Here is a 1,642-nt window from a genome sequence, read left to right as displayed (position 1 = left end):
TTTTGCAAGACGTGTCTTGGTCACTTTGTGGCCACAGACGCGTGTCTTGCAACTATCTAATAATGTGGTGCTAGAACTCGCTCTCTCGATTATAGCATATCCACTTATTAAGGTCATTATTAGATAGTTCTGTCTATCCTGTTTGTTCATTGATCAACAGGATAGACTTTGATTATTTACCAATCAATATTGGTGAATAATCAACTCTCTTTTATCTTCTAATTTTGATTACATTAGAACGATAAAATTCTGTTCATTCTCATTTAAAGAATGAGCAGAAAATAGAAAAAAGGACACTATAATTAGTGTCCTTTTTAGCTACCGCCCTTCGGTTGCTCACTCGAGATTTTAGTACACCAATTTGTTTCAAATTGCTTAGCCAAAATCTCAAGTCCAAATTAATTATCCCACCACTTTAAAACTGTATGACGAGATAATCCTAACTCACGTTCACATTCAATTTTCTTACCATTAGGATTAGCTAACCGCCACTCTTTTACTTGCTCTTCTTTCGTTCCACGCCCTTTAGGTCTCCCCTCAGTATTTCTCCAAGAACCATTAGGATGTAGAACTTCTCTAACTGCATTCATAATCCGAATATGTTCCGATTGTGGTCTATAATTTCGCTTATTCGCTGGCATAGGAATGGCTGATACTAACGCCAGTTTATCTCTTCCCCAAGTCTTGAAATTCTCACGATACCCATGCAACGCACACAAAGCATCTTCTTCCGTAAATCTAGATTTTGGATCAGCGTCGTCAGACAGCTTGTCCAAAATCGGAACTAACGCTAATGCATCTCGTTTCAGTTCTTCTTCTGAAACATCGCATTTAATGGCAAAAATCGCTAAGCACATCAAACAGAAATAACGGTGTCCATAGGTCGCATTTTCAATAATCTTACCTTTCCACCAATCATATAAATCTCGTTTTACACTCCATTTGCTAGATTTACCTTGATTAATACGATATTCGTACCATTCAGGCCACAGCTTTGCAGCAGTAGCTTTAGGAACGGTATCACGTTCCGTCATATCTATTCTATACTCATCCCACTCTTTAAGTTTCGGTATCCATGCCACAAGTTCCTCAATCGTATAATGTTCATCACTAAAGCGATAGGCTCGAACTGGGTAACGTTTCCCCATTTTACTCGCAGAGCCTACCATACGAAAACCTTGCAAGCAGTATTGAAATTGTATCTTCTCAATGTTAGAGGTGTATCGGTTCCAGATGAGTTTCGTCATGCCCTCTTTGAGTTTGTTGAGCTTTCTTATATTGTTCATCGTTGCTCTGATAGGTTGCTTTAGAACATAGTACAAATGAAGCCCATGACCACTTAGCACTACAAAGGTTGCCTTTGGAATATTCGTACCTTTCCGCATAAATTGCATTACCATGCGTAACTCTTTAATTTCTTGTCCGTCTAAATCAAACACAAGTGCATGGATCATACTCGCATTTTCATTCTTCGTGTTCTTACCAATAAAGCTAGCACTCCGAATATAGACATCTTCCTTTCCATACCAATTAGGAATTTCTGCTAGGTCATCAAAAATAAGCTTATGCCAATGATGTCCTTCTTCGTTCTTATAAGTAAGAATACCATTGCCTGCTTTACGCTCTGTATTTCCTTGTTCTT

1 protein-coding gene is annotated in these 1,642 nt (G+C 38.3%); it reads right to left on the bottom strand.

Annotation, left to right across the window (positions count from 1 at the left end):
• Positions 1 to 398: 398 nt before the first annotated feature.
• On the bottom strand, positions 399 to 1,642 hold a 1,244-nt coding region (locus HMPREF1477_RS09790), incomplete at its 5' end, for a hypothetical protein (RefSeq protein WP_016476646.1).

It is taken from the genome of Veillonella sp. HPA0037, from assembly GCF_000411535.1.
GTDB lineage: Bacteria > Bacillota > Negativicutes > Veillonellales > Veillonellaceae > Veillonella > Veillonella atypica.
The sequence above is the reverse complement of the archived record's forward strand: the minus strand, read 5'-3'. Positions and strand labels throughout refer to the sequence as shown.